The organism is Streptococcus sp. GMD6S (assembly GCF_000297015.1).
Map to the genome: position 1 here is coordinate 1 of NZ_AJRH01000351.1, position 740 is coordinate 740.

General features: G+C 39.9%; 1 protein-coding gene. It reads left to right on the forward strand.

Features of this window, described 5'->3' with window-relative positions; genetic code table 11:
* Positions 1–339: glycine betaine ABC transporter substrate-binding protein (locus GMD6S_RS11555; protein ID WP_000295408.1), on the forward strand; the 339-nt coding region annotated here is incomplete at its 5' end.
* Positions 340–740 lie beyond the last annotated feature (401 nt).

Below are 740 nucleotides of genomic sequence, written 5' to 3' on the forward strand. Positions count from 1 at the left end.
AACGTAGCGACCATGGAGCCAGCTCTTCGCTATCAGGCAATTCAGTCAGGCGATATTCAAATCACAGATGCCTATTCGACAGATGCAGAATTGGCGCGTTATGATTTGCAGATCTTGGAAGATGACAAGCAACTCTTCCCACCTTATCAAGGGGCCCCACTCATGAAAGAAGCTCTTCTCAAGAAACATCCTGAGTTGGAGCCAGTTCTCAATAAACTAGCAGGTAAAATCACGGAAAGCCAGATGAGCCAGCTCAACTACCAAGTCGGTGTTGAAGGCAAGTCAGCAGAACAAGTAGCCAAAGAATTTCTACAAGAACAAGGCTTGTTGAAGAAATGATGGGGCAGAGACTTTAAACATACTGAACTCAACTCCCTTAAACAACTAGATAAAAGAATGCTCAGACAATGTCGTCTGGGCTTTTTTGATATTAGAGTTACTGAATGTCTTTCAAAATGGAAAATAATACTCAATGAAAATCAAAGAGCAAACTAGGAAGCTAGCCGCAGACTGTACTTGAGTACGGTAAGGTGACGCTGACGTGGTTTGAATTTGATTTTCGAAGAGTATAAGAGGAAATTTTCAGGATTTTCCAATATTTTACTGTAAATACACTTGACTATTCAGAGAATAGGTGTATAATGTGTTGTGAACTACTTAACAAATAAGGATTTCCAACTCATGTCGACTAAGGATGGAAATCTTGTGTATAGACAGTTCAGTAGATATATAATAGAGCG